Origin of the sequence: Paenibacillus tengchongensis, from assembly GCF_008973665.1 — a bacterium.
Taxonomy (GTDB): domain Bacteria; phylum Bacillota; class Bacilli; order Paenibacillales; family Paenibacillaceae; genus Paenibacillus_AQ; species Paenibacillus_AQ tengchongensis.
Genome location: NZ_WACP01000001.1, coordinates 474,660 through 501,242, shown reverse-complemented (window position 1 = coordinate 501,242; position 26,583 = coordinate 474,660). Strand labels below are relative to the sequence as shown.

21 protein-coding genes are annotated in these 26,583 nt (G+C 54.8%); 16 read left to right on the top strand and 5 right to left on the bottom strand.

Annotation, left to right across the window (positions count from 1 at the left end; translation table 11 throughout):
- Positions 1-41: 41 nt before the first annotated feature.
- Together F1381_RS02040 and F1381_RS02035 are read left to right on the top strand one after the other, a co-directional pair.
- Entirely contained in the window at positions 42-2,585 is a 2,544-nt protein-coding gene (locus tag F1381_RS02040) for a discoidin domain-containing protein (protein WP_151733154.1), read from the top strand.
- 395 nt (positions 2,586-2,980) lie between these two features.
- On the top strand, positions 2,981-3,436 hold the full coding sequence (locus tag F1381_RS02035; protein ID WP_151733153.1) for a Dps family protein: 456 nt from the start codon (positions 2,981-2,983) through the stop codon (positions 3,434-3,436).
- Positions 3,437-3,521: 85 nt separating this feature from the next.
- On the opposite strand, the gene F1381_RS02030 is transcribed toward F1381_RS02035, so the two are convergent.
- Positions 3,522-4,226, bottom strand: a complete 705-nt coding sequence (locus tag F1381_RS02030) for an AIM24 family protein (RefSeq protein ID WP_151733152.1) — start codon at positions 4,224-4,226, stop codon at positions 3,522-3,524.
- 66 nt (positions 4,227-4,292) lie between these two features.
- Positions 4,293-4,787: a hypothetical protein gene (locus tag F1381_RS02025; RefSeq protein ID WP_151733151.1), complete on the bottom strand. Its 495-nt coding sequence runs from the start codon at positions 4,785-4,787 to the stop codon at positions 4,293-4,295.
- Positions 4,788-5,194: 407 nt separating this feature from the next.
- Between F1381_RS02025 and F1381_RS02020 the strand changes: the two genes are divergently transcribed.
- From F1381_RS02020 to modB, 9 genes are all read left to right on the top strand, one after another.
- Complete coding sequence (locus tag F1381_RS02020) at positions 5,195-5,905, top strand: hypothetical protein (protein ID WP_151733150.1); 711 nt, start codon at positions 5,195-5,197, stop codon at positions 5,903-5,905.
- A gap of 202 nt (positions 5,906-6,107) precedes the next feature.
- Complete coding sequence (locus tag F1381_RS02015) at positions 6,108-7,073, top strand: helix-turn-helix transcriptional regulator (RefSeq protein WP_151733149.1); 966 nt, start codon at positions 6,108-6,110, stop codon at positions 7,071-7,073.
- A gap of 245 nt (positions 7,074-7,318) precedes the next feature.
- Positions 7,319-8,308 carry an ABC transporter ATP-binding protein gene (locus tag F1381_RS02010; RefSeq protein WP_151733148.1) on the top strand — a complete coding sequence of 330 codons (990 nt, stop codon included), beginning with the start codon at positions 7,319-7,321 and terminating at the stop codon, positions 8,306-8,308.
- Complete coding sequence (locus tag F1381_RS02005; RefSeq protein ID WP_151733147.1) at positions 8,305-9,303, top strand: ABC transporter ATP-binding protein; 999 nt, start codon at positions 8,305-8,307, stop codon at positions 9,301-9,303. Before F1381_RS02010 ends, F1381_RS02005 begins: the two co-directional genes overlap by 4 nt.
- Positions 9,304-9,406: 103 nt before the next feature.
- Positions 9,407-11,083 carry an ABC transporter substrate-binding protein gene (locus F1381_RS02000; protein ID WP_151733146.1) on the top strand — a complete coding sequence of 559 codons (1,677 nt, stop codon included), beginning with the start codon at positions 9,407-9,409 and terminating at the stop codon, positions 11,081-11,083.
- Positions 11,084-11,158: 75 nt separating this feature from the next.
- Positions 11,159-12,169, top strand: a complete 1,011-nt coding sequence (locus tag F1381_RS01995) for an ABC transporter permease (protein ID WP_151733145.1) — start codon at positions 11,159-11,161, stop codon at positions 12,167-12,169.
- Between the two features lie 4 nt (positions 12,170-12,173).
- On the top strand, positions 12,174-13,067 hold the full coding sequence (nikC, locus tag F1381_RS01990; RefSeq protein WP_151733144.1) for a nickel transporter permease: 894 nt from the start codon (positions 12,174-12,176) through the stop codon (positions 13,065-13,067).
- 201 nt (positions 13,068-13,268) lie between these two features.
- Positions 13,269-14,054, top strand: a complete 786-nt coding sequence (gene modA, locus F1381_RS01985) for a molybdate ABC transporter substrate-binding protein (RefSeq protein ID WP_151733143.1) — start codon at positions 13,269-13,271, stop codon at positions 14,052-14,054.
- Positions 14,055-14,089: 35 nt separating this feature from the next.
- On the top strand, positions 14,090-14,752 hold the full coding sequence (modB, locus tag F1381_RS01980; protein ID WP_151733142.1) for a molybdate ABC transporter permease subunit: 663 nt from the start codon (positions 14,090-14,092) through the stop codon (positions 14,750-14,752).
- A gap of 80 nt (positions 14,753-14,832) precedes the next feature.
- On the opposite strand, the gene F1381_RS01975 is transcribed toward modB, so the two are convergent.
- Together F1381_RS01975 and F1381_RS01970 are read right to left on the bottom strand one after the other, a co-directional pair.
- Entirely contained in the window at positions 14,833-15,846 is a 1,014-nt protein-coding gene (locus F1381_RS01975) for a substrate-binding domain-containing protein (RefSeq protein WP_151733141.1), read from the bottom strand.
- A 124-nt stretch (positions 15,847-15,970) separates the two neighbouring features.
- Positions 15,971-16,720, bottom strand: a complete 750-nt coding sequence (locus F1381_RS01970; protein ID WP_246187868.1) for a polysaccharide deacetylase family protein — start codon at positions 16,718-16,720, stop codon at positions 15,971-15,973.
- Between the two features lie 193 nt (positions 16,721-16,913).
- On the opposite strand from F1381_RS01970, the gene F1381_RS01965 reads away from it, so the two are divergent.
- Together F1381_RS01965 and F1381_RS01960 are read left to right on the top strand one after the other, a co-directional pair.
- The gene (locus F1381_RS01965; RefSeq protein ID WP_151733139.1) at positions 16,914-18,323 is read left to right on the top strand and encodes a deoxyguanosinetriphosphate triphosphohydrolase family protein; all 1,410 of its coding nucleotides are present in this window, start codon (positions 16,914-16,916) and stop codon (positions 18,321-18,323) included.
- 398 nt (positions 18,324-18,721) lie between these two features.
- Positions 18,722-22,993: a glycosyl hydrolase gene (locus F1381_RS01960; protein ID WP_151733138.1), complete on the top strand. Its 4,272-nt coding sequence runs from the start codon at positions 18,722-18,724 to the stop codon at positions 22,991-22,993.
- A gap of 97 nt (positions 22,994-23,090) precedes the next feature.
- Here the strand turns inward: F1381_RS01960 and F1381_RS01955 are convergent, their stop codons facing one another.
- Positions 23,091-24,047 carry a D-2-hydroxyacid dehydrogenase gene (locus tag F1381_RS01955; protein WP_151733137.1) on the bottom strand — a complete coding sequence of 319 codons (957 nt, stop codon included), beginning with the start codon at positions 24,045-24,047 and terminating at the stop codon, positions 23,091-23,093.
- A 104-nt stretch (positions 24,048-24,151) separates the two neighbouring features.
- Here F1381_RS01955 and thpR point away from each other — a divergent pair, with 104 nt between their 5' ends.
- From thpR to F1381_RS01940, 3 genes are all read left to right on the top strand, one after another.
- Positions 24,152-24,757: an RNA 2',3'-cyclic phosphodiesterase gene (gene thpR / locus F1381_RS01950; protein WP_187355144.1), complete on the top strand. Its 606-nt coding sequence runs from the start codon at positions 24,152-24,154 to the stop codon at positions 24,755-24,757.
- Positions 24,758-24,840: 83 nt separating this feature from the next.
- Entirely contained in the window at positions 24,841-25,731 is an 891-nt protein-coding gene (locus F1381_RS01945) for a cell wall hydrolase (protein WP_151733135.1), read from the top strand.
- A gap of 77 nt (positions 25,732-25,808) precedes the next feature.
- Entirely contained in the window at positions 25,809-26,492 is a 684-nt protein-coding gene (locus F1381_RS01940) for a metal-dependent hydrolase (RefSeq protein ID WP_151733134.1), read from the top strand.
- Positions 26,493-26,583: the final 91 nt, after the last annotated feature.

Sequence of the window (26,583 nt, the reverse complement as noted above, 5' to 3'; positions counted from 1 at the left end):
TTGGAAATGACGGGACCTCCAGGACCGAGGTGAAGGTCGATATGTCTGAGTTATCCGCAGCGAAGGATACGGGGCCCGAGCTGCCGGACGGCACACTGCTGTGGGGGATCGGCAAAGATGACGGTTCCTCCGCCGAATTTGCCGAATCCGTCCCCGCAGGCGCCAAGGTCATTGAGGCTGCTGCCGGCGCTTTATCGGCTTCCGAGGTGAAGGCTGTTCCGTCCGGGCTCAAGGGAGATTCAAATCCTGAGCTTAGCATTAAGTATAAACTGGATAAGATCCCGGAATACGGGGTCTTATTTCGCGTAAGCATCCTGGATGCGTATAAGTCCGTGCCCCAGATGAGCGTATTCTCAAACCGGCAGCTGTCGGGAATTATCCAGATCGCCGGCGTGTCGGGCACAGACAGTAAGTATACCTTCCGCAAAACTTATGAGCTCTACATTCCCAAGGAGCAGCTGGTTACCGGCGATAATGAACTGAAGCTGCAGGTCGCACGAGGAATCTATTCATCTTCCCTGGAAGACAAGTACGATTGGTGGACATGGGATTCTTTAAGCTTGGAATCGCTGAAAAGCCAAATCCAAGAGCCGATTCACGGCAGCTACACACTGACCGGAACGATGGTTAGCAATAAGCAGTTTTATTTTGACGAGGGGGCCGTATCGCATTTGCCTTATGTGATGAAGTGGCTCGGCCTGGCTTACAGCGGCAATGTGATGCGTGCCAGCTGTGCCAGCGATGTCGGGCGGGCCTGCTCGAATATGGAGGATTACTACAAGGTCCTGAAAGACTATAATATGCAGGCAGTCGCGCTGTATTTGTATACCGGGGATATCAAGCTGAACGAGGACGGCACACTGCCGGAAGAGGCGGAGCAGAAGCTGACCGATTACTTCGAGCAATACGGCAAGTACTTCCAGTACTACGAGGTGGATAACGAACCCGGGCTCTTCAACCGCTCCAAGGCTGTCAATCTGGCGATTGCAGACTGGCTGAATACCAAGGGCAAGAGCATATCCCCCCACATGCAGACCGTGGCCCCCGGCTGGGCCTACTGGCCGAGTTACAGTGCGGATTCGTGCGGCAACCAGAAGGGAGCAGTGAAGCAGTGCGGGGATCCCGACGGTTGGGAGCGTGACCCGCAGCAGCGTGCCGAACTGGAGGATGTAACGGATCTGACCAATGGGCACTCGTACGGCGAGTCCTATATTTTCAGCAACGGAGGCAGCTTTACGGAGAATCTCAAAACGTTCGGCGGAGCCGCAAACGGGCTGCCGAAGAAAATGCTGACTACCGAATTCGGCACCTCGGACAGCCATGTCGATGCCTATCAGTATGGCGCTTCCGAGCCGACGGCCGCAGTATTCGACCGGATTATGCGCGCACATATCGGTTACGCGGATATCTTCGTGCAGCATGCCGCTTTCTTCAAGGATTTCAGCCTGTTCAAGTACGGCTTCAATCTGGAGGATCATGATCCGGCGGCAACGGAAATTTATTATACCAAAGAAGGGGAGGACTCCCGGGTCAGCATTATGAGAAGGCTGAGTCTGGCCTATGCCACACATGGAACGCCGCTGAGCTATGAGGTCGCCAACAAGAACGACCTGGCGGATAAGCAGGTGTACGTGCGGGCGGTCGATACCTCCACGCTTGAGCCGTTGGCAGGCAGCGGAGCTACCTCCAACAAGGTTCTGGTGAATTTCGTAAATTTTGAGGATACTGAACAAACTGTGACAGTGAAAGTGACGATGCCGGAAGCCGCAGTTTATGAAGGCGAACGCTTCGGCAACGGCGATACTTACGAAGAGGCCCGTACCTATGTAACCGGACGGAAGGCAAGCCCAACCATTGAATTTACGGAGAAGCTGGCTCCGGGAGAGGCGGTGCAGTATATTCTGCAGCCGTCCTCGGAGGTAGCGGATACAGCGCCGCAGGGCTTCAAAGCGGCTGCAGTCAAAGGAATGGCAGTCAAGCTGAACTGGCTGGAGGCCCCCGGAGCAAGCTATGAAGTGCTCCGGGCCGAAGGCTCGGGCGGCGATCTGAAGGTGATAGCCAAAGGCGTTCAGCAAACCACCTATACAGACCGGAATCTGGAGGAAGGAACACTGTATACGTATGCGGTGCGCGCTACCGGTTCGCAGGTAATGTCCAAAGAAACACAGATTACCGCCACCGGCCTGGTTCCGCTCGACCGCTCCGCCTGGAAGGTGTCAGCGAATCTCAACGGGGAGAATATGTATCCAACCAATGCCATTGACGGTGACAAGCGTACCCGCTGGGATACCGGCAAGCACCAGGCATCCGGCGAGTATTTCCAGATCGATCTGGGCGCGGCGCATACAATAGAAGCAATCGAGTTGGATTATTCCCTGTCCTCGTATGATTATCCGCGGGGTTATGAGGTTTATATATCTGATAATGCCACCGATTGGAAGCGCATAGCATCAGGTAAGGGAGGTCTTAACCAGACCCGGATCGATTTTAAACCGGTAAGTACACGGTATGTTCTGATTAAGCAGACCGGTGCCGGCGGTAATTATTGGTCCATCCAGGAACTGCAGGTCTACTCCAGGGAATAATAAGCTTTGTATAGGTTTGCTGAAAAGGTGCCGTCTCGCTGGTGAGAGGCGCTTTTTTAATGCCTTTTTTAGTTCGTACCATTGCCTCTGAGCCTAACGACATATAAGGAAGTGAATGTAAGAGTATTGTATCTCTATATGGAAATACTGTTATTGTGGCTGATATAGGAGCTTGTGTAATCTTTTCTTCCGCAAGAGGGGATTTGTGGCAATATCTGTGACTTTTGTCTGTTGTGACACAGGTAACAGGAGAACGACGCAAGGTATGCTAAAATTTGCAGCAACAATATGAGAAAACAGATTGCAATCTGCACAATTTTGTGTTAAATTGTATATAGATTTAGAACAAGTCTAAATACAATAATTAATAAATATATCTCTGGGAGGTAATTGAAATGAGTACAGAAGTCAAGAATCAAACCGAATTGTATGCCGCACTCAACCGTCAAACTGCAAACTGGACTCTGCTCGGAGTGAAGCTGCATCACTATCACTGGTATGTAAATGGACCGCAATTCTTCACGCTGCATGAGAAGTTCGAAGAGCTTTACAATGAAGCTGCGGGGTTTGTGGATGAGCTTGCTGAACGCCTGCTGGCGATCGGCGGTAAACCGGCTTCTACCATGACACAATATCTTGCTCTTTCCGACCTCAAAGAAGCCGCTGGCGGAGAAAGCGCCAAAGAAATGGTAGCCCAGCTGGTAGCGGACTTTACTTTAATTGTCAGCGAACTGAAGGCCGGAATTGAAGCTGCTGAGGATCTGGGTGACCATCCTACAGCCGATCTGTTCATTGGCATCAGAAGCAGTGTAGAGAAGACTGTATGGATGTTGAACGCTTACCTGGCGTAAGCGGGTTTCACCCTTTTAATCAAGGTTGGCATAAAGAAGGGATGCCTTGTGGAATAACACACAGGCATCCCTTTGCCGTTATCAGCTATTTTATAATCACTCCGCCGAACGGAATAACCTCGCGCAGCAAACGTTTGATGAGCCCGTCCTCGCGGTTCTCCCGCTCAAACCGCCGGTTCTGGCTGCCGGCCTGGAACAGAACGTACCCGCGGCCCGTCATTTTCCAGTGATAGCTCATATGCTGGCTGGCCAGATGGTTGCCGTAGACCGTCAGCTCAAGCTTGGCATTCTCCGGATAAGCGATGACACTGCCGGCATCAACATAAAGCGGCTCCACAGGATGCAGGGCGGCTTCGCATACCGTTCCTTCCGTCAGGATGCCGATGCTCCCTTCCCCCGAGAACTTCACTTTCACGACGTCGCGGGTGACCAGCATATTCTTCATGCTGAGAATCCGTGTCTCCATTGTAACCCCTTTGGTATAAAAGAACAGATGCCTGAAATCGTACAGCAGATCGCTGCTGCCGCCGATCTTCAGCGTCTTAATCCGGTAGCCTGGCGGCAATGCAGCTACAAAGCTTGAAGGCCCGCTCATTTCGGCCCGGATCAGCTTGCGCTTGCGATATATGCCCTGGACATTCATGAACCGGTCAGAACGGCCGGAGGAAGGCCCCTGATAGGCGATAATCTGCTGCGGATGCAGGACATGAACCTCCTCATGGGCGTCGACGGTGATCCTGACGGCTTGTCCGCTGCCGCTGTCCCCCTCATCCTGTACCTCTACGATCATGCTTCTCCCTCCTTGATCCATTCAATTGATTCATTCCATGCGCTTTGGGCTTTCTAATGGTATTGCTTAGCGCAGCCGGTCACTTTTGCGGGAACGGCTGCGCATGCTGAGACGCAGGAGCCGGACCAGAAGGAAATAACCTACAAGCAGCCCGACTCCGGTTATGACAGTCACCTTAATCCGGTTGAAATATTGCTCACGCGCCGTGCGTTCGTTCTTCAGTTCATCGACGACGAGACTGAGCTGGCGGTTCTGCTCCAGCAGCGCTTCATTCTGCGAACGGTAGGTTTCCATCTCTGTCAAGGTCTGGCCGAGCTGATCTTTGGTTTCTCCCAGCTCATCTTTGGTCTGCTGGAGCTCGTCGATAGTCTGCCGGTAGCTCTCCTGCAGTTCGCTTACTTCACCGGGCAATTCCGAGAATTTCTGCAATCCGTTATATAAATCGCTGAAATAATTGGCCTCAGCCGCCGGGGCAGGCAGGAAGGCAAACAGACCCAGCAGCAGCATGGCTCCGCCTGACAGCCTGGCCAATCGTTTTCTTATCGGTTGATTCCACTTCATCTCATCTCACCACCTGATCGAGGGTGTTCGTTCGGCCATCTTCCTCCACATTGTAGCATAGCAGGACAAGCTTCGACAGCCTCCATCGGGCCTCGCAACGCGCCGTCAGACCGTTCGAGCCGGTTACACCTCATTTACCCGTAGGCTGCCGGCCATAAGCATCTGGGTATAATACCGCCGGACTTGGAGGAAGGTTTCATTGTGCATTGTAATTGCTCAAAAACGAAGTTTTATTTTCGCCATGATTAGACAAAACGCCGTTTTTTCGCAAAGAGGCATTCGGTTTTATAGGAATGCAGCTCTTTTTTTGTCGATATTATAGGGGCGAACGTATATTCCATGACAAGGAGTTGTCCGCCATTATTGGTACATTAATAGAAGAACCAAAAAAAGAAAGAGGTGGAAATATGCAAGCAAGTATACAACCTGAATTTATCTGGAGCCAAAACCGGATTTATGCCGGCGGCGCGCATCACTTGATTTTACTTGTGGAGTGGAGAGGCATTGCCCAGCATGAGGAGAGCCGGAGAAAAAGCCGGAAGATGGTTGCCCGTGATATTGAGCTGCGCATCTGGCTGGAAGCCCATGTTGCTTACTGTGGGTGTTACGGAGCCGGCGCGGAAATGGAAAAGGGAGGACCGCTGGTGCTGAAGCTCGGTAAAATAAACGCCGGACAGCGCAAGGCTCTGGCACTGGAACTGGCCATGGATCCCATGCCCGCAGGTATTCATGAAGCGCTTTGGGTGCAATGGCACTACAGACAGCCCATGGTGGAGCGTGTCAGAGAGCTGCCGCTGTCCAAGCTGAGCATAGAATATACCCGCCATACAGAGGTGCTGGGGACAACGGACAGCTTCCATGTGGAACGGACGCTCGAGCTGCTGAAGACGGAGCAGGCGCTGCGGGAAACGGAACAAACCGGGCTTGCGGGGGCCTGCCCGGGGGTTCTGGACAAACTTCGCAGACAAGCGGATAAGCTGCTGCTGTTGGCTGCACGCTCCGGGGATCTGCAGCTGGCCAAGGAAGCGGAAAGCCTGTACCGGCGGCTGGACGCGGAGCAGGAGCGGAGGTGGACGGGCAGCACATCAGCGAATTCCCCGTTCGTCCTCCGGACGTAAGCACAGATTCATACATAACAGAAAGCTTCAATATCATATCGGACTTTGTTAACAGCTAATGTAATATATAATCGTGGTAATATAGTAAAATAGTTCTATTATATTTTGGTATTTCGGTTATGTAATCACTGATCATAGATAAATATAACTAATTTATTTAAAATAATGGGTCTATTTTACCATAAATCAAGGGGAACTGAAGATGACAGACCGATTAATCCGGCTAATGCGTATAATAACGCTGGTGCAAGCCAAACCGGGTATTCTGGCCCGCGAACTAGCGGAGCGCTGCGGCAGCAGCGAACGAACGATTTACCGGGATATGGATGCGCTCAGTGCGATGCATATCCCTATAACCCATCTCGGGCATGGAAAGGGATATGCTTTTATCGGAAATTTTGCACTTTACCCTTTGGATTTTTCGGAAGAGGAAGCTTCGGCATTTTCACAGCTCCGCGGGATTATGAAGGAAATTAAGCCGCTATTGCCTCCAGACTTTGAGAGCGCCTATGAAAAAATACTGGCGGCTGAATATAAGCATAAAACGGAGAGGGAAGAGAACATGGAAAGTGTAAAAAAAGAAACCGGTCTGTCGCGGAAGGAGTGGGGGAGCTTGCAGGCGGAGCCGTTGCCCGGTCTAACCGAGATCATATCTTCCGTCATGAAACAGAGAAGCGTCCGGGCGGATTACTGTGAGAACGCAGCCGAGGAAACCGGCATTTTAATCGATCCTTATTGTCTCATTCCCTTGGAGAACCGTTATCATTTAATCGGCTATTGCCACCGATTTAAGACGCTCCGGGCTTTTCACATCAGCGGCTTCTCCAGTGTGGCCGTACTTCCCCGACGGTTTGTCCGCAAGCCCTTTGACCTGCAGGCTTTTATGGAGCACAAATGGCGCCTTGAGCAGGACAGTGTACAGATTGACTTCAAGGTGCGCTTTTCAGAGCGGGCAATGGATTGGGTGATGCAGGGAGGCTCTCCCGTGCAGCCAAACCGGCTGGACCTGGAACAGTCTTGCCTTTATTTCAGAGTAGGCCCGGGAGAAGACATCAGCGTGGTCCGCTGGGTGATGGAGTTTGCCGAAGAGGCGGAAATTCTGGAACCGGCCCATTATCGGGATTGGCTGAAGAATCAGTTGGATAAGTGGCTGCAGCTGTATAAATAACCGGTGTAGAACCTGGCCTGTTGAACTCTATTCCCTTAATACCAATCGGGTTAGATTTTATGGCAAATTTTGCTTGTCTGATAGGGAGATATATAGTAATGTTATACATTAAATAACAATCATGTTGAAATAACCCTGAAACCTCCTGTGCAATGTCAGTTTTAAGTTATGCATTCTGCCTCACGGGAGTTTTTTGATTCTTGCATTTGACCTTTGTTCAATTTAAGCGGAAAAGAGGCTTTGGCATGAGACAGCCTATTCTGAGAATTGAAGATTTGCATACCCATTTTTTTACTGACCGTGGCGAGGTACCGGCCGTGGACGGCGTCGATTTGGTGGTGCATTCCGGAGAAGTGCTGGGAGTGGTCGGTGAATCCGGCTGCGGCAAAAGCGTCACTTCCTTGTCTGTGCTGAAGCTGGTGCCGAGTCCCCCGGGCCGGATCGTCGGCGGACGGATTCTGCTGAAGGGCAAAGACCTTGTTCCGCTGAAGGAGAAGGAAATGCGCGGCATTAGAGGCAACTCGGTTTCGATGATTTTTCAGGAACCGATGACTTCGCTCAATCCGCTGTTCACAGTGGGGCAGCAGATCGTCGAGACCGTCCGGTTGCACCGGGGGATGTCCCGGAAGGCAGCGCGGGCACATGCGGTTGATATGCTGCAGAAGGTCGGGATTCCCCGGGCCGAGGACATTGTCGATGAGTACCCTCACCAGTTGTCGGGCGGAATGCGCCAGCGGGTAATGATTGCGATGTCAATCTCCCTTAATCCGGAGCTGCTTATTGCTGACGAGCCGACAACGGCGCTGGATGTCACCATCCAGGCGCAGATTCTTGATCTGCTCCGCAGACTGAACGAAGAGCAGGGGACGGCGGTGATGCTGATTACCCACGATCTGGGTGTCGTCGCAGAGATGTGCGACCGGGTCGCCGTCATGTATGCCGGCAAGGTGGTAGAGGAAGGCGGCGTACAGGATATATTCAATCATCCGCTGCATCCGTATACGCAGGGGCTGATCCGGTCCGTGCCGCGGATGAATGAAGAGCGCGAGCGGCTGTATTCCATTCCCGGCCATGTCCCTGTGCTGAGCAAGGAGATGCAGGGCTGCCGGTTTGCGCCGCGCTGTCCGCATGTTATGGAGGTATGTCTGCGTTCAATGCCGGAGCTTACGCTGCAGGAGGAGCTTCACAGCTGCCGCTGCTGGCTGCACGAACGTCCGCAGGAGGATGCCGTATGAGCGATATGCTGCTGGAGGTCCACGGTCTTAAAAAGTATTATCCGATCCGCAAAGGAATCATGAACAAGGTTCGCGGTTATGTCAAAGCAGTCGACGATATTTCCTTCTCCGTCGCCCGGGGAGAAACCTTCGGCCTCGTCGGAGAAAGCGGCTGCGGTAAATCGACGACCGGCCGCTCGCTCCTGCGCCTGATTGAGCCGACGGCCGGAGAGATCCGCTTCGAAGGAGAAGATATCACCAGGCTCTCCCTGGAGGAGATGCGCAAGCGCCGCCGGGAGATGCAGATCGTCTTTCAGGACCCGTTCTCCTCGCTTGATCCGCGCAACACCATCGGGCGGATTCTGGAAGAGCCCATGCGGGTGCACGGTACCGGCGATGCCAGGCAGCGCCGGGCGGCCGTGGAGCGGCTGGCGGATGTAGTCGGGCTGGCGAAGTCGCATCTCCAGCGCTATCCGCACCAGTTCTCCGGCGGCCAGCGGCAGCGGATTGGGATTGCCAGGGCACTGGCGCTGCAGCCGAAGCTGATTGTCGCCGATGAACCGGTCTCGGCGCTGGATGTATCGATCCAGTCGCAGGTAATCAACCTGCTGCAGGATCTGCAGTCGGAATTCGGACTGACCTACATATTTATCGCCCATGATCTCAGTGTGGTGAAGCATATCTGTGACCGGGTGGCCGTCATGTATCTGGGACGGATCGTCGAGGTCACAAGCAAGCGGCAGCTATACGTAACGCCGCAGCATCCGTATACACAGGCGCTGCTGTCGGCTGTTCCCGAACCCGACCCGAACATCCGCAAGGAGCGGATCATTCTGCGGGGGGAGGTGCCGAGTCCGGCGAATGCGCCGGTCGGCTGCGCTTTTCATACGCGGTGTCCCCGGGTGATGGAGGTCTGCCGCAATGTCAGACCTCCGCTCCTGGAGACGGATGGCGGTCATTTTACCGCATGTCATTTGTATACCGCTTTAACCCCTGTAAGCCAAACCCGGAACTAAGACACCTGCGGAACTGCATATGCGAAGGAGAGGTATATGGCTGTGCTTTGGCACAGCTCCATATAGACGCTTTACCACTTTTAATGGGAGAAGGGAGTTTCCTATGGTGATGAGAAAATGGGGTAATCTGGCACTGGTGTTGACACTGGGAGCAGCAATGGCTTTAAGCGGCTGCGGAAACAACGGCAACAATGCGAATACGGAAGCGACAGCCGGAACGAACACCGGGGCAACTGCGGCTCCCGAAGGCTCGCCGGAAGCGGCGAACGATGCGCAGGATACATTAATTGTAGGTCGCGGCGGCGACTCCGCTTCGCTTGATCCGGCCATCGTCACTGACGGGGAATCGCTGAAAATTGCGCATCAGGTATTTGACTCTCTCCTGGAGTACAAGCCGGGCACCTCGGAAGTACAGGCATCTCTTGCCGACAGCTGGGAAGTATCCGCAGACGGCCTGACTTACACCTTCAAGCTGCATCCGGGAGTGAAATTCCATGACGGCACCGATCTCAACGCAGAGGCTGTAGTCTTCAATTACACGCGCTGGAGTGATCCGGCCAGCGAGTACAAATTCGAGGGCGATTCCTTCGATTACTACGATTCCATGTTCGGGCCGGACGGCAGCCGTGTCATCAAGGAAGTGAAGGCGGTTGACGAGACCACGGTGCAATTTGTGCTGAACCAGCCGCAGGCACCGTTCCTGCAGAACGTCGCGATGACTTCATTCGGCATCGCCAGCCCTGCCGCCATCAAGGAGAAGAAGGAGAATTTCAAGAATGAGCCTGTTGGCACGGGACCGTTCGTCTTTAAGGAATGGAAGCACAACGATTCCATTACGCTGGAGAAGAACACGGGATATTGGAAAGAAGGCTTGCCGAAGCTGAATAAAGTAATCGTCCGCTCCATCCCGGACAACTCGGCCCGCTTCAACGCACTGCAGAACGGGGAGATTGATCTGATGGAGGATTTGAGCCCGGATGATCTGTCCACGCTCGAGGGCAACAGTGAACTGCAGAAGATTGAACGGCCGCCGTTTAATGTGGCCTACCTTGGCTTTAACTTCAACAAGAAGCCGTTTGATGACGTGAAAGTTAGACAGGCGCTGAATCATGCCGTGAACAAACAAGCCATTATCGAAGCTTTCTTCTCCGGCCAGGCGACTCCCGCCGTGAATCCGATGCCGCCTTCGCTGTGGGGATACAACGACGCCGTCCAGGATTATGAATACGATCTGGAAAAGGCGAAAGCGCTGCTGGCCGAAGCCGGATATCCGGACGGTCTGCCGGAGACAGTCACGCTCTACGCGATGCCGGTATCCCGGCCTTATATGCCTGACGGCAAAAAGGTTGCCGAGGCTATCCAAGCCGACTGGGAAAAAATCGGGGTAAAGACGGCGATTGAATCGCCGGAGTGGGCGACTTATCTCGATGATACCAAAGCCGGCGAGAAGGACGATATTTATATGCTCGGCTGGACCGGGGACAACGGCGACCCGGACAACTTCCTCTATACACTGCTGGACAAGGATGCCATCCCGGGAAATAACCGCAGCTTCTATGTCAATGAAGAGCTGCATACCGTTCTGATCAATGCGCAGAAGGAGACGGACCAGGCCAAGCGCTCCGACCTCTACAAGCAAGCCCAGGAGATCATCAAAGCCGATGCCCCGTGGATTCCGCTGGTGCATACGACGCCGCTGCTGGCTGCCAAAGCCAATCTGAAAGGCTACGTCCCGGGGCCGACGGGTACGGAGTATTACAGCGAAATATACTTCGAATAGTACGGCTTTGCAGGCCGTCCGCAGCCGCCGGGGCGGGGCGGGCGGCCTGCCTTGGCCGCTGGAAGGTGAGCCGACTTGAATTCCTACCTGTTTAAACGGATCACGGTACTCATTCCCGTCCTGATCGGAATGACGCTGATCGTCTTTTCCATTATCCACGCCATTCCCGGAGATCCGGCGGAAACAATCCTGGGCCAGAAGGCTACGGAACAGTCCAAGGAGGCGCTGCGGCAGCAGCTCGGCCTGGACCAGCCTTGGCTGCAGCAATATTTTAACTACATGGGGGATTTGCTGCAAGGCGATCTCGGAACGTCTATCCGTACCAAGACGCCGATTGCCGAGGAGATTGTGCCGTATCTGGCGGCTACGCTGGAGCTGACCGCGGCCAGTATGCTGTTCGCCACCTTTGTTGGTGTGAACGCGGGGATTATAAGTGCCTGGAAGCAGAATTCGTGGTTTGATTACATGGCGATGATTATCGCGCTGATCGGTGTCTCGATGCCGATCTTCTGGCTGGGGCTGATGGAACAGCTGCTCTTCGCGCTCAAACTGCACTGGCTGCCGTCCATCGGCAGAATGGATCAGCGCGATCCGGTGGAGAGCATCACGAATCTGTATGTCATCGACACGATGCTTGCCGGGCGCTGGGACCAGCTGTGGACGGTGATTAAGCATCTGATTCTGCCCAGTATTGCCCTCGGCACCATTCCGATGGCGATTATCGCCCGCATGACCCGCTCCAGCATGCTGGAGGTGATGAGCTCTGACTACATCCGTACCGCCAAAGCGAAGGGAATGTCCCAGTTCCTGGTCGTATACAAGCATGCGCTCAAGAACTCGCTGATTCCGGTCTTGACCGTTGTAGGGCTACAGACAGGCTCGCTTCTCGGAGGCGCAGTGCTGACCGAAACGATCTTTGCGTGGCCCGGCGTAGGGCGGTATATATATGAAGCAATCAGTTCGCGGGATTATCCGGTCATTCAAAGCGGTATTCTCATTATCGCCTTCATCTTCGTCCTCATTAACCTGCTGGTGGACCTGCTCTATGCGGCGGTTGATCCGCGCATCAATTACAATAAGGGGTGAATCTATGGGACAAGCAACCGTAAACCTTACGCCCCCGAATGTACCCGCAGAGAAGGTATCCGGACCCTGGGGCGAAGCCTGGAGAGCGTTCCGCAAGAACAAGACGGCTATGCTGGGCCTGTTTATTATTGTATTTTTTGTGCTGGTGGCGCTGCTCGCTCCGGTTATTGCACCCTACGGCTACAAAGAGCAGGAGCTGGTCAACCGGCTGAAGCCTCCGTCCGCAGCCCATTGGTTCGGCACCGACGACCTCGGCAGAGACATGTTTACGCGGATCTTATACGGGGCGCGCATTTCGCTGTGGGTCGGGTTCTTTTCCGTCATCGGCTCGATTATCATCGGCACTTTGCTGGGGGTGCTCGCCGGATTTTACGGCCGGTGGATCGATATGCTGGTTTCGCGCTGCTTTGATATTTTACTTGCTTTTCCCAGCATCCTGCTGGCTATTGCCGTTGTGGCTATCCTGGGTCCCTCGCTCCGCAATGCCTTGCTGGCAATCGCCATTGTCAATATTCCGACTTACGGCCGCCTGGTGCGGGCCAAAGTGCTGTCCCTGAAATCGGAGGAATATATCACGGCTGCGCGGGCTATCGGGATGAAGAATTCGCGGATTCTCTTTACCCATATTCTGCCGAACAGCCTGACTCCAATCATTGTGCAAGGCACACTGGGGATTGCCACGGCAATTATTGAAGCGGCCGCACTCGGGTTTCTCGGGTTGGGCGCCCAGCCGCCCGATCCGGAATGGGGTAAGATGCTCTCGGACTCGCGCCAGTTTATCCAGAAGGCTCCCTGGACGGTCATCTTTCCGGGTTTGTCCATCATGCTTACCGTGCTTGGCTTTAATCTGATGGGAGACGGCCTGAGGGATGTGCTGGATCCGCGGATGAAAAATTGAATGCACTGTGCTTGCCCTTCGGGTCCATCCGGCCGGAGGGCTTTTGATTTGGGGTAAACATGTGACCCGGCTATCGTGAATGTGACAATATAATATACTAATAATAACTAATTATAAACAAACATAACTAAAGATATAGAATTGTATTACTGAATATGCTAGAATAGCTCCAAATAAAGATACATAATTGGAGGAATGGATATGTTCAAGAAATTGGCGGCTGTTGCTGTAGCGTTCGCAGTGCTCATCGGGGGATTAACGTTGCTGCCTGAACAGAAGCCGGCGGAAGCGGCCAAGAAGACGGAGATCATCGTGTCGGCGGCGGCGAGCCTGCAAGACAGCCTCGACAAGATTGCCGTGCAGTATGAGAAGCAGCATCCGGACATCGATCTGGTGTTTAACTACGGAGCTTCGGGAACGCTGCAGAAGCAAATCGAACAAGGTGCGCCGGCTGATCTGTTCTTCTCTGCGGGCGACAAGCAGATGAACGCGCTGGTGGATGCCGGTCTGATCGGGGATCATACGGAACTGCTCAAGAACCAGTTAGTGCTTGTGGCGCCTGCGAATTCCAAAACAACCATTACGGCGATTACAGAGCTGACGGATAAAGCCTTTAAGAAAGTAGCTGTAGGCCAACCGGAATCCGTTCCGGCAGGGCAGTATGCGCAGCAAGCCCTGACCTACAAGAAGGTATGGGATACACTGCAGAGCAAGCTTGTATTCGCCAAGGATGTCCGCCAGGTGCTGTCTTATGTGGAAACGGGCAATGCCGACGCCGGTTTTGTCTACAAGACGGATGCCTTGACTTCCGGCAAGGTGAAGATTGTGCTTACTGTAGGAGCGCATGCCCATAAAGCGATTAATTATCCGGTGGGCATCATTAAAGAATCCGATCATCAGAAGGAAGCCAAGGCATTCTATAACTATGTGCAGACCAAAGCGTCCGGCGATGTGTTTACGGGCTACGGGTTCAAGCTTGCCAATTAATGCACTCCTAGAATAAAAGATTGGCGGGGAAAGCAATGGAGATTAACTGGCAAGACTTTTTCGCCCCGGTCTGGCTATCGCTCAAGATTACCGTGATCACCAGCATCATTGTGTTTATTCTGGCAACACTGGCTGCCAAAGCGATGGCCGGACGGAAGTTCCCGGGGCATAGCCTCGTAGAGACGGTCCTGCTGCTGCCGCTCGTGCTGCCGCCGACCGTGGTGGGCTTTGTGCTGCTGGTCGTTTTGGGACGGAGAAGCTGGATCGGCAAATTATACGAGCAGTTCACCGAGCAGCCGATTCTGTTCACCTGGGGCGCGGCCGTCATTGCCGCGGTGGTTGTGGCTTTTCCGCTGGTCTACCGGACGGTCAAGGCAGGCTTTGAGGGTGTAGAGAAGGAGCTCGAGGATTCGGCGCGGGCCCAGGGAGCGAACGAATGGCAGGTGCTGCGTTACGTGACGCTTCCGCTGGCCGCCCGCTCGCTGGCGGCGGGCTATGTGCTGGGCTTCGCCCGCGGGCTGGGCGAGTTCGGGGCGACGATTATGGTTGCCGGCAATATTCCCGGCCGGACGCAGACGGTGCCGACGGCAATCTATGTCGCTGTGGACGGCGGGGATATGACACTGGCTTGGCTGTGGGTCGTAGCGATTATCGCCATATCCGCCGTCATGCTGATGTTCGTAAACCGCAGATGGTAGCGGATGACTGAAATGACAACAACCTCCGGGCGGCGGATGCCCGGAGGTTGTTTGCTGTTCAAGGCAGCCGAAGCAGCCGTTCAGGTCTCATAAATAATCCGGCCGGTATCGGTCAGATCATACCCATGGATGGAGCTCAGCTCATTCTTGAAAGCCGGTGAGCGCAGAATGTCAAGTACTGCGCCGATCCACTGCCCATGCTCCGGCTTCTTGACCATAACCAGGTCGTAGCGCTCCTGGATGAGCGGAAGGAATTGTACGCCGCCGACAATCCGGGCCGCCTTCTCTGTGCCCACGCCCACATCGGCTTCGCCGCGCGCCACCACGCCGGCCACGGCCAGGTGGCTGTTCTCTTCGCGGGCATAGCCCTGGATGGCTGCCGGGCGGATGCCGAGCAGGCGAAGCTGCTCGTCCAGCAGCACGCGCGCGCCGGCGCCCCGCTCCCGGTTTATCAGCGTGATTCCCGGCTTCTGCAGGTCGGACCAGCCGGCAATGCCCTTGGGATTGCCGGCTTGTACATACAGCCCGGCACTGCGCGCCAGCAGGTGCACTACGATATAATCGAAGCCGACCAGTATCTTGCGGATATAAGGCAGATTGTATTCACCGGTGTCACCATCCAGCAGATGGGTGCTCACAATATCTGATTCGCCGTTATACATGGCAATCAGACTGTCGAGACTGCCGGCATAGGAGCGCAGCGGCCGGATGGCAGGCTGGCTCCGTTCCAGATAAGTCGCCAGGATATCCAGCGACATATCCTGGCCGGTGATCACGACATTGACGCCGGCGGGTTTGAGCGGCGCTGCCTGGGCCAGATGGGGCGGGATGACAAATGCCGCCGGCGGTACAAACGGAACACCAGCCGGCGGAGCGGCGTTCACCGCCCCCGGGGCTGCCGGCGGCAAAGCGCCGGAGCTGCCGCTCCGTGAATTTTGTTTATATAGCTCCAGATCGGAGGCGTCGACACGCATTTGCTTGCCGACGCGGTAAGAGGGCAGCTCGCCTTTTTTAATCAGATCATAGACCTTCAGCTTCGAAATCTTCAGCAGCCGGGCGATTTCCTCGGTAGTGTAGGAAGTGTTCTCGGACATGGTATTGCCTCCTAAAGAGTGAACTGCGGCGGTTCTTCCTGTCGAACCCCGAGCATAGCTCAAGACTACCCTATTTTGGAATCCCGCGCAATCGGCAGGGCAGGGGAGGCATGTGTAATAACGGTCAGAACGCGAGGTTTCGGCGGTTCTTGGCCTGCTGGGTCTCGGAAAGACCGATCAGCTCCGAGACGGTGACGAAGCGGTAGCCTTGCTTGGCCAGCTCCGGCAGAATAATGGTCAAGGCTTCCCGCGTCTGCGACTCCCCGTAGACATGGTCGTGGAACAGGACGATGTCGCCGCTGCGGGCGTTGCGGATTACCTTCTGGGAGATATTCCATACGCCCGGGCGGTTCCAGTCGCGCGTATCCTGATGCCAGGACCAGAGCACCGGCTTCAGCCCCAGCGTATTCGAGATCTCTACCAGCGTCTCGTCGTACATTCCGCCTGGAGGCCGGAACAGGCGGCTGTGCCTGCCGGTGATTTTGACAATTTCATTCTCGGTCAGCACCAGCTCCTCGGCCACCTGCTTTTTGGAGATCGGGGGCTTAAAGTACACATGGTTATACGTATGGTTCGCCAGCTCATGCCCCTCTTGGGCCACGCGCCGGGCGATATCCGGATATTCCGCGAGCCGTTTACCGATGGCAAAAAACGTGCATTTGGCGTTGAACTTACGCAGCACGTCCAGAATCTGCCCGGTTTCCGCCGGATCAGGCCCGTCGTCGAAGGTCAGTGCAATTACCTTCTGATCGGTGGCAACCTCCCAGATCATCTCTCCCCGCTGCTCAAAATAAGTGCGGTTCTTCACCGCCGGGTCAGCCTGTACACGGCCTGCCCATCCGCCGCCAGCCAGCCCGCAGTATACTGCCAGCATTAGCGTTGCAACTCTCCAGCCTGCATTCATGCGATAAGTTCACTCCAGACGTTTCCTGATGTAGTGGATTTGAGCCGCTTCGCATTAGGATGCGCCAGGATCGGCTGCAAATATTCAACCGTTTCGGTCAGCCTGAAAATGGCTTATAATGAGATACTAAATACAAAAGCGACTGAAGACAGGGGTGGCGGAAATGACGCTAAGCGATAAAAGAGAACACCGGCAATATCCGGAGATTACCCGCCAGGAAACCTCAAGAGCCGTCTACGAGCGCGACTATTCGCGCCTGATCCATTCGCCGACCTTCCGCCGGCTGCAGGGCAAATCCCAGGTGTTCGGCGCAGGCACCGGCGACTATTACCGGACAAGGCTCACCCACTCGCTGGAGGTGGCGCAAATCGCCCGCGAGGCGGCCAAGAGCCTGCTGCGTGCTTACCCGGAAGTGGAGACGGGACAGGCGGATAATCCCGGGCTGGTCATTGATCCGGAGGTGGTGGAATGTGCGGCGATTGCCCATGATTTCGGCCATCCTCCGTTTGGCCATAAAGGCGAAGAGGTGCTGGACAATATCCTGGAGCAGCTGATTGCGAAGAGGGCGGAAGAGGAAGCGCTGAAGTCGGGCGCGGGTCCGGTCCAGAAGCTGACGATTCAGGAGAGCCTGAAGCGGCAGTATGAGCATTTTGAAGGCAACGCCCACAATTTCCGTCTGATCATGTTTCTGGAGAAGCGGGAGAATATCGACGGGCTTAATCTTTCCGATGCGGTGCTGCTGGGGATTAACAAATATCCGTTCCCGGGAACGGTGCTTAAGAAAGGCATGTATCTCCATGAATGGGAGTATATTTCCGAGATCCGCAAGGACTGGGGGATACCGGACGGCAAAAAGACGCTGGAGGCCCAGCTGATGGACTTGTGCGACGATATCGCCTACTCAGCCCACGATCTGGAGGACGGCATCAAGGCCGGCAAAATTGAGGTGCATGAGCATTTCATGCATGATGCCCATACCGAGCGGCTGATCGTGGAGAAGATCACCACGCTGGAGGACTTCTTCTGGAAGGGCTGGATGCCGGAGGCGATCAGGCCTAAGGTCCGCGAAGTGCTGAGCTCGTTCCTGAAGGTATGGAAGGAGAAAATGCCGACCTGCGAGCATGATTATTCCCGCACCCGCCGGGAGGTGAAGGCCTATTGGGTCAGCACCTTTGTCGCCAGTCTCGGCGTCATCGAGGACGGGGACTGGAAGAAGGTCACCTTCGTCAAGGACGGGCAGGAGGATGAAGACATGCTGCGGACCGTCAGTGTGCTCAAAAGCTTCGCCTGGGTGACAATGATCCGCGACCTGCGCGTTCAGCGGCTGCAGAAGCGGAGCGAATGGATTTTGCGGCGGCTGTGGGCGGCATTCCTGGATCCCGAAACGTCCAAGGCGATTATCCCGAGCGACTGGCTGCAGCGCTATGAGAAAGACCAGCGGAAGCCGAAGCCGATCTGGACCTGGGAGCATATGGTGATTGACTATATCGCCGGTATGACTGACGCCTTTGCCGAGAAAATCTACAATGAGCTGTATGGCCTGAAAGTGGGCTCTATATACGATCTGGATTAAAGCTTTCAGCAAGCAGACCGGACCCTCATGAGGGTTCGGTCTGTTTTTTTTCTGGTTCCTGGTTTGGAAAAACAGGCTTCAAATTAGAATTCTGGTCTTGAATTTGGAATTTGTTATTATTTTGTTATTTTAATTAAAGGGTTAATCAGATGAAGTTTTATTGTAAACAACGAATGAAAAGTCTGATAATTCAAGAGTTTAGCTGGATTTCTGCAATGAGTTGAATTTTTATAAATGAATATTTAGGTTTTTAATTTATTTATGTTATTGAATTTGTTATAACTTAATGCTAATATAATCCTGAAATTATTAGCTGGATACTGGTGATGGGAGGTCGGTAACAGCCATATTGCTCGCAACATAATGAAAACCCTTACAACTTAAAGGAGGCAAGTATATTGAAACGATTTAAATCAAGCTTGATGCTGCTGCTGATCGGTGTCATCATAGTTTCTATGGCGTCCCCTGCCTGGGCTGCCGTTCCGTACCGCAGTGATCTTAAAGGCCACTGGGCCCAGGAGGCCGCAGCGAGGTGGCAGGGATACGGAGTTGTCCGCGGCTATCCGGACGGTTCCTTTAAGCCGGACCGCGCAGTTACCCGTGCGGAACTGACTGCTGTCATCAACAGGCTGTTCGGCTTCAGTCTTCCTGCCGGAGAACCTTTCGCCGATGTGCCTCAGGATGCCTGGTATGCGAAGGACCTGGCTGCAGCCAAGCAAGCCGGCTACTACAAGGGCTACCCCGGCAATCTTGCGAAAGCGGATACACCGGTAACCCGGGAAGATGCCGCTGTACTTCTGGCTGCAGTCTACTCGCTGCAGACGGAAGCCGGAGCAGGCAAGGCTGGTTACACGGACAGCCCGGCGATCAGTGTTTATGCAGAGGAGGCGGTCCAGGCATTGTCGGGAATGCTGAAAGGGTATCCGGACGGCAGCTTCCGTCCGCAGAAGCACATTGTCCGTGCAGAATTGGTAAGCCTGCTGGACAGACTGACCAGCCGCTACTATAACCAGCCCGGAACCTATACTGCCGGAGAGATTGCCGGCAATGTATTGATAGTCCGCAGTGGAGCAACACTGCAGGACGGCTCGGTATCCGGCAATTTGTATCTGGCTCCGGGCATTGGGGACGGCGATGCCTCACTGGCCCGCGTAGGTGTGACGGGTACCGTCTACGTGCAGGGCGGAGGCGGCAATTCCGTGCATTTGCAGGACTCCAAGCTGGCACAGGTGCAGGTGAACCGCCCGGAAGGTCAGGTCCGGCTGGTCCTGGAGGGCACGACGAGCATTGCCCGGCTTCATCTTGTAAGCGCTTCTAGTCTTGAACTCAGTGAGGGGTCCGCCATCGGTGATTTGACTGTTGCCGCAGAGGCGGCCGGTACAGTGATTACCGGGAAAGGCCAGATCACCCGGCTGGAGGTCAAGACAGCGCCGGTCACGCTGAACGGCCAGGCGCTGATGGCCGGCGTGTATGCGGTGAAGAATGGAGCCGTTGCCGGCTCTTCGACCGGAACACCAGCCGCCACCGGCAATAACGGGGGCGGGAACGGCGGAGGCGGAAACGGCGGGCCAACGGACAATGTCACCGTAAATATTACGGATCCGGAGGCGACCGCAGCTACCCGGTCACTGCTGGTCTATTTGAAAGAACAGAGCGGCAAGCAGATTATGTTCGGGCATCAGCATGATACGACGGTATCGATCTCCGGCAAGGACAAGGACGGTAAGGTGATTTCCGATGTCTACAGCGTAACCGGGGATTATCCGGCCGTATTCGGCTGGGATACCCTCAGTCTGGACGGTTATGAAACGCCTCCCGGGGTATCGGGGGACTATGAAGCCAGCCGCAAGGGACTGAGCGCAGCGATGAAGGAAGCGTATGAGCTTGGCGGCATTGTGACGCTGAGCACCCATCCTTATAATTTTGCGACTGGCGGCAGCTTCAACGATACCAGCAATACTAAGGGGGCGACGGCCTCGGTCGTAACGCGGATTCTGCCGGGCGGTGATAAGAACGCCGAGTTCAATGCCTACCTGGACCGGATTGCCGATTTCGCAAATCATCTGCAGGATGACAGCGGCCAGCTGATTCCCGTATTGTTCCGCCCGTTCCATGAACAGAACGGCAGCTGGTTCTGGTGGGGAGCGGGAACTACCACCAAAAGCGAATACGCCGAGCTCTACCGCTATACGGTAGAATATCTGCGCGATACCAAAGGCGTGCACAATTTCCTGTATGTTTTTTCTCCAAACGGGTCGTTTGGCGGCAATGAAAGTGACTATTTGACCACCTATCCGGGCGACGCCTTCGTGGACATTCTCGGCATGGACCAATATGACAGCAAAGACAATGCCGGAACGCAAGCCTTCCTCGACGGGCTGGTAAAGGACCTGAAGATGATCTCCAAGCTTGCCGTGGCCAAAGGGAAGATTGTCACGCTGTCGGAATACGGCTACAGCGCAGCCGGTATGAAGACCTCCGGCAACAACGAGCTTGAATGGTTCACCAAAGTACTGAACGCCATCAAAGCCGACCCCGATGCGGCGCGAATCTCCTATATGCTGACCTGGGCGAACTTCGGGGAAGGCAACAATTTGTATGTGCCTTATAAGAATGTGCCGGATAAAGCGGACCATGAGCTGGTGCCGGACTTTATAAATTTCTATAAAGATTCATATACTGCCTTCGCCGCTGAGGTGAAGGAAGATAACAAATACGACCGTAAGGTTAGTGCAGCTGCCAAGGAACCATTGCTGCACATCGTGACGCCAACGGATATCGGTACTGTGACTTCGGCGGAGACGGTTATCCGCGCCAAGGTCAGCGGGGCAGCCCCGGACAAGGTTGTGTTCAGCATCAATGGCTCTGAGGCGGAGACCGGGATGACACTCGGTGCCGACGGGTATTATTCGGCGGTCTGGAAACCCGAAGCCGAAATGAACGGCTCCTCGGCAGAAATCACCGTAAAGGCCTACATCACAGGAGAGAACGTGCTGAACAGCAAGGTCACTGTATTTGTAAGGATCAGCGAAGTGCCGCTGCTGAAACTGGGGTTTGATAGTGCGGAAACGCTGCGGCTGGTCCAAAATAACGGGACCTGGTCCGGCCTCGCCGGCGACGGCGATACCATTAAGACTGAGCTGAAACATGCCGAAGTCGGCGGGGACGGCAAGCTGGATATTCATGTTACCGCCGGTCTGGATGCCGCAGATACCTGGCAGGAGCTGAAGCTGCAGCTTACACCGGAAGCGCTGCAGGGCATCGATCTGGCCAAGGCGGGGCGGGTGAAGCTGGATGTGCTGATTCCCGTACAGGCTTCTAATGCGGAAGGCAGCGCCGCTCTGCGGACTGTTGTGCAGCTGCCGGATGACTGGAATACCAAATACGGCATGGAATCCAGCTACAAGAAGCTGTCCGAGCTAGAGATGCTTGACGTTTCAGGCACCGAGTATTACCGGTACACAGCAGATATTGAGCTCAGCGATCCCGCCTTGACGGCAGCCGCGAAGGGGCTGGCAGTCTCGATTGTAGGCAGCGGCCTGACTTCAGCAGGCGAGTTGCCTGTCTATGTAGACAATCTTGAATTGTATAATGTGTACACCACGCCGGCGGCGGACCAGGCGCTGGTCGATGATTTCGAGAGCTACGGGGCAAGCGCCGACGCGCTGCAGGCTAAATATCCGAAGGCCGGCGGCGACGATATTACGGTGAGCCTGAGTTCTGAGCGCAAGTCCGGCGGCAAGTATGGCCTGAAGCTGGATTACAGCCTGGCTGCGGCCGGCTATGCGGGAATCGGCAAGAATCTCGGTTCCCTCGACTGGTCGGATTACAACGCCGTCAGCATGTGGATTGCCTCCGAAGGCAGCGGAAGCTATGCGGAAACGGGAGCGCCGCTTAAGCTGGTAGTGCAGCTCGTCATTGACGGAATTTATCTGGAGGCTTACCCGGAGGTTGCCCCCGATAGCGAGGGTCGGATCGTGCTCGCCCTGAAGGACTTGAAGGAAATGGGCTGGGGGGCCAGCGGCCCGCTGACGCAGGAGAAGCTGGCGAAGGTCCAGAGCTTTAAGCTGTATGTCAATGCCATGGATGGGCAGCCGCATGAGGGAACGCTATATTTCGATGATATAAAGGCGGTATATGATCCTGCGCTGCCGGAAGTATCCGGAGGGAACGAAGGGCCTCAGCCGCATGAGCCGGGCGTTCTGTACCAGTTCAAGAATGAAGAAGATATACTCGGCTGGAAGGCGGAGAACGGCAGCAGCGCCAATGCCGGAACGGTGGAATTCGCCGCCGGGGAACAGGCGGCAGCCGTGCCGTTCGAGCTGAAGGCCAGCGGTTCGTTTGAGCTGGGCGTGTACCCTTCCGGGCTGAATCTCAGCGGGCTGGAGACCTTGAGCGCCAAGGTCAAGCTGTCCGGCGGATCAGCCAAGGCCCGCCTGTTCATCAAGACGGCCGGGTGGAAATGGAGCGACAGCGGCCAGCCGGTCGAGATTGACTCCAGCGGCTACACGACATTGTCGATTGTGCTGCCTGCGGCGGCTGCAGCGGAAGGGGTGGACCTTGCCAGTGTGCTCAGCATAGGCCTCCTGATCGAAGATATTGCCGGCGGGGAAGGGAACGCCATGCTGTATTTGCAGGAGGTGACGCTTACCGCAGCCCCGGAGCTCTGAGCTTAACAGGGGACAGGTAAGAAAGGAACAACCGGGGAACCGCATGTGGGCGGGACCCCGGTTGTTTGTCTTAAGCGGTTATAAATGGAGCTGTGAATCAATATTGGCGCGCATAATCCACTACGTTGCGCGAAGGGGCGCCTTCCTCCAGATAAGATTTCATATTCTCATTAAAAATTTCGATAATCCGGTCGCCGTACCGGTCCGTAGAGCCCGCACAGTGGGGGGTGATGATTACCTGCTCCATAGACCAGAGGGGGTGGTCCTCCGGCAACGGCTCGGTCTCAAAGACATCGAGTCCCGCTCCGGCCAGCCTGCCGCTGTTGAGTGCGGCGATCAGCGCTTCCGTATCGGTGGTCGCTCCGCGGCCGATATTAATGTAATAGGCTCCTTCTTTGCAGGCGGAGAAGACGGCTTCCCCGAACAAGCCCCGGGTCTCATCGGTCAGCGGCAGTGTGTTGATGACAAAATCGGCTTCACCTGCGACCTGCTCCAGCTCTCCAGTCTTGCAGACCCGGTCAAAGCCGTCCACCGGCTTGCCGGATCGGCTGATGCCCAGCGTCTTCATCCGGAACGCCTTGGCGATCCGGGCCGTTTCCGTCCCGATAGAGCCGGTACCGCAAATCACGGCCGTCTTGCCGGTCAGCTCGGTCAGCTTCAGGTCCGGCTGCCAGATCCGCTGCTGCTGGTTGCGCAGCGCGGTGTGCATGCTGCGGGTGAACAGCAGCATAAAGCTGAAGATGACCGCGGTGATCGGCTCGGCATGGACACCGCTCGCGTTAGTCAGCGCGATCCCGCGCTCTTCGAGACGCTCAAGCGGCAGCTTCTCTACTCCGGCCGACCAGGTCTGCACCCAGCGGAGCGAAGAATCAGGAGCGAGCAGCGCGTCGGCGCCTTTTTTGCTCCAGCCGATTACAATTTCAGCCTGTTTAAGTAACTCGGAATCAGGATGCTTGGCATCGTCCAGGGTCAGCGTATAACCCGGGGCGGCTGCACGGATAAGCTCCTGCTGGCGGGATGACAGCGGCTGCAAACAAACAATGGATTTCGTCATGACGGTTCCCTCCCGTGATACAATTTCTGAATCGGTGGCGAATTGTGTAGAATGAAATCATGCAGAATAAGGATAACAAATCTGAGCGAAAAGGTGAAACCATGATGGAGTATAAAGGTAACGTTCAGCGGACGGAGCGCCTGTTTATAGCGGTTAAGCTTCCGGAACCCCTTAGTGAGCAGCTGGAAAAAGCGGGTGCGGAAGCATCTTCCAAGGCTAAGTTTGCAAAATGGACACATTTTCAGGATTATCATATTACCCTCCAATTTCTGGGCGATACTCCGGCAGAGCGGATACCGGCACTGCGGGAAGCTTTGCGGCAGGCGGCGTCTGGACAGCGTCCGTTCACGCTGAAGCTGGACCGCTGGGGAATATTCGGTGCGGAGAACCGGCCGAGAGTGCTATGGGCCGGGGTTTCCGGTGAGCTTGACCAGTTGCGGACGCTCCAGCAAAGCGTCGTTGCCGCGACGAAGACCTTGGGCTTTGCGGAAGAGGCGAGAGCGTATAATCCGCATATTACGTTGGCCCGGAAATACCGGGACGGGCGCCCCTTTAATCTGAATATTTTGGCAGAATCGGGCTCTGCGGGTAATAAAATGGAGAACATTCGTTCGGAAAAGGACTGGACGGTGGATGGTTTTATGTTGTATGCTACTAAAATGCATGCCATTCCTATGTATGTACCGATCGAAAAAATGGCTTTTTTGTAAGAAAAAAATCGCTGCGAAAGTTTTCAAAGCTTCCCTTTTCGGTTACATACAGTAGGAGTGTGCCGTAAACTAGGAGGTCAATAATGGCAATCTTTAAACAAAACCGCTGCATTGCGCTGCTTGTGAGCGTTATTTTAGTGTGTTTCTCTGCGATAGTATTAATGAACCCGGACGGCCTGAACGACGGGACAAATAAAGGGAAAGTGGAGGCGCTCGTCGTAACAGGACATGCTTCCGCAGCTTCAGCGCCGGATTCCGCTCTGTCAGTCTCATCAGCAAGGACAATAACCAAGCTTAAACCCATACTCTACACCACAGCCGCAAGCCTGAAGGATCACTGGGCAGGCAAAGCTACTGCGGAATGGATCAGTCCAACCAAGCTGGCACCGGCAAAGCCGGCCAAGACTGAGGCCGCCAAAGTAACCGCGACTGTGATGAAGAAGCCGCCGGCCGCAAAACAAGCGGTCAAACAGGCGGATGCCAAGGGGAGTCAGACTGTTAATCAGGCACAAACGGCCTCTTCTCAATACCCCCCCACCACATTGTTCTTCTCTCGGACCAAGCTGTTAAGCCAGGATCAGCAAGCGGAAGCGACCTGGAGCTACAAGGTAACCGAAGAAGACCTGCTACTGCTGCAAAAGATCGTGATGGCAGAAGCGGAAGGCGAACCGTACAAGGGCAAAGTGGCAGTTGCCAACGTTGTTCTGAACCGGCTGCGGTCAGCCAATTTTCCCGACACAGTTTATGATGTGATATATCAGAAAAGCCAATTTAGTCCGGTAGGCAACGGGCGGATCGACCGGGTTAAACCGAATGAAGAGAGCATTAAGGCGGTCAATGCGGCGCTATCCGGGGTCAAAGAAGTGTCGGATGACACCTATTTTTTCCTGTCCCTGAAGCTGGCTCAAGATTTGACGGTACACCATTCGCGGACTTACGCCAAGACGATCGGCAATCATACGTTTTATAAATAATATTGAACTTCTGCAAGGCTCAAGGATAGATATCGGGTAAAATAAATTTATCTGAACTTTGAGGAGGCGCAGTAGCGATGAAATTAACATATTACGGACACTCGGCATTGCTTGTGGAAACGGAGCAGGCAAAGGTGATTATCGACCCTTTCCTGAGCGGGAATCCGAACTCGGGGATCTCTGCGGCAGATATTAAAGTGGATGCCGTGCTGCTGACCCATGGCCATTCCGACCATTTCGGCGATAGCCTGGAGATTGCGAGGAACAACGACTGCCCGATCTTTGCCGTCTATGAACTGGCGGAATACTGCCGGCTGAAGGGCGCGAAGGTGCAGCATATGAATACGGGCGGGAGCCGGACCTACGGCGGGTTCACAGTGAAGTACACCCAAGCCTTCCACTCCTCATCGGTTACCGAAGGAGATACCTGGATTTATGCCGGACAGCCTGCCGGAATTCTGCTGACCTGCGGCGGGAAAACACTCTATCATGCCGGAGACACCGCCTTGTTCGGCGATATGCGGCTGATCGGGGAGCGTAACCGGATTGACGCTGCGGCCCTGCCGATCGGAGATGTGCTGACGATGGGTCCGGACGACGCCCTGCTGGCGGCGCGCTGGCTGCGGGCGGAGAAGGTGGTTCCACTTCATTATAATACCTTCCCGGACATCGCCCAGGACGGCGCGGAATTCTGCAACCGGCTGGGGCAGGAAGGGATTCAGGGCTATGCGCTGAAAGCCGGCGAAAGCGTCGTGATTTAGAAGCAGATACAAGGGGAGCGCCGGGGTGACCGGCTTATGCAGCGGGTAGAATGGCGCAAATTGATGCGGGTGTTGAATAATTTTTGAAAAA